Origin of the sequence: Caloranaerobacter azorensis DSM 13643 (assembly GCF_900129995.1) — a bacterium.
Lineage (GTDB): Bacteria > Bacillota > Clostridia > Tissierellales > Thermohalobacteraceae > Caloranaerobacter > Caloranaerobacter azorensis.
This window is the reverse complement of sequence record NZ_FQXO01000118.1, coordinates 1-4671: the sequence shown is the minus strand read 5'-3', so window position 1 is coordinate 4671 and position 4671 is coordinate 1. Positions and strand designations below refer to the sequence as shown.

At 28.2% G+C, this 4671-nt stretch carries 5 protein-coding genes; all 5 read left to right on the top strand.

Annotated features, from left to right (window positions below; translation table 11 throughout):
* Positions 1-111 precede the first annotated feature (111 nt).
* On the top strand, positions 112-258 hold the full coding sequence (locus BUB51_RS13215; protein WP_159430368.1) for a hypothetical protein: 147 nt from the start codon (positions 112-114) through the stop codon (positions 256-258).
* Between the two features lie 153 nt (positions 259-411).
* Positions 412-1863 (top strand): L,D-transpeptidase, encoded by a 1452-nt coding sequence (locus BUB51_RS12150; protein WP_073198067.1) that lies wholly within the window; start codon positions 412-414, stop codon positions 1861-1863.
* Positions 1864-1992: 129 nt separating this feature from the next.
* The gene (locus BUB51_RS12145; RefSeq protein ID WP_073198066.1) at positions 1993-2571 is read left to right on the top strand and encodes a sigma-70 family RNA polymerase sigma factor; all 579 of its coding nucleotides are present in this window, start codon (positions 1993-1995) and stop codon (positions 2569-2571) included.
* Positions 2572-2584: 13 nt separating this feature from the next.
* Positions 2585-3772 carry a DUF4349 domain-containing protein gene (locus BUB51_RS12140; RefSeq protein ID WP_073198064.1) on the top strand — a complete coding sequence of 396 codons (1188 nt, stop codon included), beginning with the start codon at positions 2585-2587 and terminating at the stop codon, positions 3770-3772.
* 61 nt (positions 3773-3833) lie between these two features.
* Complete coding sequence (locus BUB51_RS12135) at positions 3834-4583, top strand: SIMPL domain-containing protein (protein WP_073198055.1); 750 nt, start codon at positions 3834-3836, stop codon at positions 4581-4583.
* Positions 4584-4671: the final 88 nt, after the last annotated feature.

Here is a 4671-nt window from a genome sequence, read left to right as displayed (position 1 = left end):
CAACCTATGCAGTGATGTATAGCTGAACCTTGAGAAGTCAGCAGAGGTCATAGTACCTATCAAAACCTAGGATAGATAGGGAAGGACCGAACATTAGGGAGGTAAGTAGCATTGAAAGATTCGAGAGGTATGCAAAGACCACAGAAAACTTCATATGAAGGCTCTCCGACTGAAGTAGGACTGGAAGTCCAAGATAGGAAGGAAGCGTGTAGTATACCTTCGGCATCATCAATAGCGAAAGCCAGAGTTCAAGTTTGAACTTAACCTAATGAACCGCCGTATACCGAACGGTACGTACGGTGGTGTGAGAGGTCGGTAGATGAATTAATCATCTACCTCCTACTCGATTGCATAAATATTTTACAATATCAATATTATTAAATTGAGGTTTAGATTAAGGAGGGAGAGGTATTGCAGAAAAAGATGATATTTATAATATTAGCAATACTGCTATTTATATTGAATATTAACGTTTATGCTGATAATATTGAAAGTCAGTATAAAATAGTTATTAACATACCTTCTAAAAAATTAATTCTATATAAAAATGATATAATTATCAAAGAGTATCCAGTTGCTGTAGGAAAATCAAAAACTCAAACCCCTATTGGTGAATTTAAAATAATAAATAAAGTTATAAATCCTTATTATGCTAGAAAGAATATACCCGGAGGGAGTCCCCAAAATCCATTAGGAAGCAGATGGATGGGGTTTAAGGCTCATTATGGTATACATGGGAACAGCGCTCCTAGTTCGATAGGTACTTTTGCGTCTGGCGGATGTATTAGGATGTACGAAAGAGACATTCAAGAAATATTTGATATAGTGCCTAAAGGTACGCCTGTTCATATAAAATATGATTTAATAGAAGTAGTTAGTGATATAGATGGAGAAGAACCGATTTTAATCATCTATCCAGATTATTATAATAAAGCTTGCAATATAAAAGAATTAATCAGACAGAAATTAAAAGAATTGAATATGTATAATGAAATATCAGAGAAAAGATTAGAACAAATTACAAAATTAAATAGAGATAAAAGGATAGTTTTTTCAAGTAATCTAGCTTTTTTTATAAATAAAAAATATATAACTAATGATGTAAAAATTATAGATGGAGCATATTATATAAACTTAAATAAGTTAGCAAAATGGCTAAATATCGATATACCAATTGCATACAATGAAAAATATGCTTGTGTAATGGGAAAATTCATCAATACAATATATATAGATAACAAATACTATATAGCTTTATTAGATATACAAAGGCTTTTAGGAGGACAGTTAGATATAAATAGAGATTTAGAATTAATTGAATTAAGCATGAATGCGGTATTTCTCAACAATAGATATCTAACCAATCAAATCTTGGATATAACTACAAATCCAAAAATAAGTTTGTTAGCTATCAGCCAGTATCTAGATATTGGTATTCAATATGAACAAGATAAAATAAAGTATTGTTTGAAAAATGGAGATATAATTCCATATAAACTTTATCAGGGGATACCTTATGTTGATTTAAATTATTTAAAAGAGAATACAAAACTTCTGTTAGATGTTTCGACATTTAGAAGACAATTAACAATAATTAAGACACCAGCGATAATATGTAATGGCTTTGTCTATGAGAGTACTTTATATGATAATGAATTATATGTACCGCTTAACATATTAGATAAAGATAATATAGATAATTTAAGTAATATTTTTATTAATTTTGAAAGGATACCTGTCATATCTGTAGAAAACATCAAATATATACCTTTTGATAAAATTAAAAAATCATTCAATTTAATAACGAATGATTATAGAACAAAAATTATTTTAAATAAGAAGGTATTTAATATATTGGATTAATATATTAGAGAGCTTCTTTTATATGAGAAGCTCTTTAAATTTTAATTTATTAGGAACTTTTTTTTATATTTTTCGTCTATTTTATGTAAGAGTAGCAGAAAGGGGTGAGTCTGTGAAAAATCCGAACATATTTTAATTAAAAAAAGTTCAGAAGGTGATGTTGATGCCTTTGAAGAGCTGATTAAAGACTATGAAAAAAGAGCATACAATATAGCTTACAGACTGTTAAAAAATTCTGAAGATGCTATGGACGTTGTGCAAGAAGCATTTATCAAAATTTATAAATCTATAAGAGAATTTAAATTTAAATCTAGCTTTTCAACATGGGTTTACAGAATTGTAGTTAATACTTCGATTGATTTTATGAGAAGTAAAAAAGTGGTCTATTCACTTAATGAAGCTATCAAAAGCGAAAGAGGAGATATAAATATAGAAATTGCAGATTATGAGAATACTCCTGAAATAGAGTTAGAAAGGAAACTGACTAAAGAATTAGTAAAAAAATCGATAGATAAACTAGACGATATACATAGAACGGTTATAATATTGAGAGACATACAGGGATTTAGTTATAATGAAATTTCAGAAATATTAGGTTGTTCACTTGGTACTGTTAAGTCGAGGATAAGCAGAGGGAGAATTGCTTTAAGAGAAATTATATTAAAAGAAATGGAACATAAAGACATAAAATTAAGTCAAAAAGAATGAAAGGAGGGAGAAGATGGATTGTAAGAGTTTTGAAGAAAAAATATCTTTCTATATAGATGATATGTTAGATGAAGCAGAAAAAGATGAATTAGAATTGCATTTGAAAAAATGTAATAAATGCAGGATATTATTCGAAAATATAAATAGCATTGTTAATTATGCTAAAGACTGTGAAGAAATAGAGCTTCCTGAAGATTTTAATGAAAAACTTAAGACGAGACTTAAAGAGGTTGAAAAGCCAAGAAGTTACAAAAATAGGTTTAAAATATTATCTATGATAGCTGCTACATTTTTAGTAGTAATAATATCTATATCGATTTTTACGTCAAATAATTCTAAAATAGAAGAAAGTTCGATGTATTATACAAAAGAGGCGGCTATAGATGCTCAAATGCCCAAAAGATCTAGAATAAGTCAACCTAAATTAGATAGAGCGAAAGTTTCTAGTTATAATGATTCTAATGGAATGAATACGGATAAAGGAAATGTAAAACAGGATAAATTGGAAAAGAGAAAAATAATTAATGAGGCTTATATAGAATTAGATATAGAAGATTATGATAAAGTTTTTAATGAGATAATAGATTATGTAAAATCATTAGGTGGTTTCATAGAAGATTCAGAGGTAGAGCATCAAAATAGCGATTTTAAAGAGCGAAAAGAGCCGCTAAAAAGAGGTTATTTAAGAATTAGAATACCATCCGATAAATTTGAAGATGCCATTAAGTATATTGACGGTTTAGGGATTATAAAGAGAAAGAGTTTAACAGGAAGAGATGTAACACAGCAATATTATGATATTGAAAATAGAGTTAAAAACTTAAAAATACAAGAAGAGAGGTTAAGAGAGATTTTAAGGAAAGCCGAAAAAGTAGAAGATATACTTATGATTGAAAATGAATTAAGAAGAGTAAGGACTGAAATAGATCAAAATACAAGTACACTGAAGAAATGGGATAATTTAGTATCTTTAGCTACTATTAATGTGAGATTAAACGAAGTTGAAACTTTAAACAAGAGAATAAAAAATGTGGATAAGAATATATTTGAAAAATCTAAAGAAGGTTTCATCACCACAATAAATAATATAATTAATTTATTTGAAAAAACGATTGTATTTTTAATAACCATATCGCCTATAATTATTTTAATATTTATCTTATTTATGATAGCTTACTTTTTATATAAGAAAAAACATTAATTGTTAGCTGTTAGCTGATGGCAATTAAAATATATTAAAAAAATAAAATGGAGGGATTAATGTGAAAAACAAAACTTTTATATTAAGTGCATTATTGGCTTTAGTTTTGATTGGAGGTTATGTTTTAGGTTCAACTTCTCAAATTACAGACAATGTATTAGCTGATGGGAAAGAAGATTTGACAAACACAATTACAGTAAGTGGAGAAGGAGTAATTAAGGTAAAACCGGACATAGCTTATATCAATATAGGAGTTGAAACTGTTAGTAAAAACAGTAAAGATGCACAAATAGAGAACAAAAATAAAATGGTGAATATAATGAATGAAATCAAGAGTTTCAAAATAAAAGATGATGATATAAAGACTATAGAATACAGCATTACATCTAAAAAAGAATATGATAGAGAAAAAGGAAAAAGTGTTATAACTGGATACATGGTTAGAAATGTTGTGCAAATTACCATAAGAGACATAGACAATGTTGGTAAAATAATCGATAGAGCTTCTGAAGCTGGTGCAAATCTAATAACTAATATTAATTTCAGCGTAGAAGATAAAGAAAAATACTATCTAGATGCTTTAAAAATGGCTATGGAGAAGGCTAGAAAAAAAGGTACTGCGATTGCTGATACTTTTGGAGTTAAATTGGGAATGCCATATAAAGTTGTTGAAATGTCAGATATAAACTATTCTATAATTGGAGGATATAGAGATGCATTTACTTATTTAAAAGAAGATGCAGTTAATACTCCAATTTCCCAAGGAGAGCTTGAAGTAAGAGCAAAAGTAAATGTAATATATAAATATTAACCCTTGATTATATATCAAGGGTGAGCTTATTGACAAAGTAAAATATTTTATGAAAATGACGCTCATGCGGACGAATTTAGAAAAAACT

What these genes read in the sequence shown, in the direction of transcription:
- BUB51_RS12140 (WP_073198064.1), top strand. Translation starts at nt 2,585, where the DNA reads ATGGATTGTAAGAGTTTTGAAGAAAAAATATCTTTCTATATAGATGAT.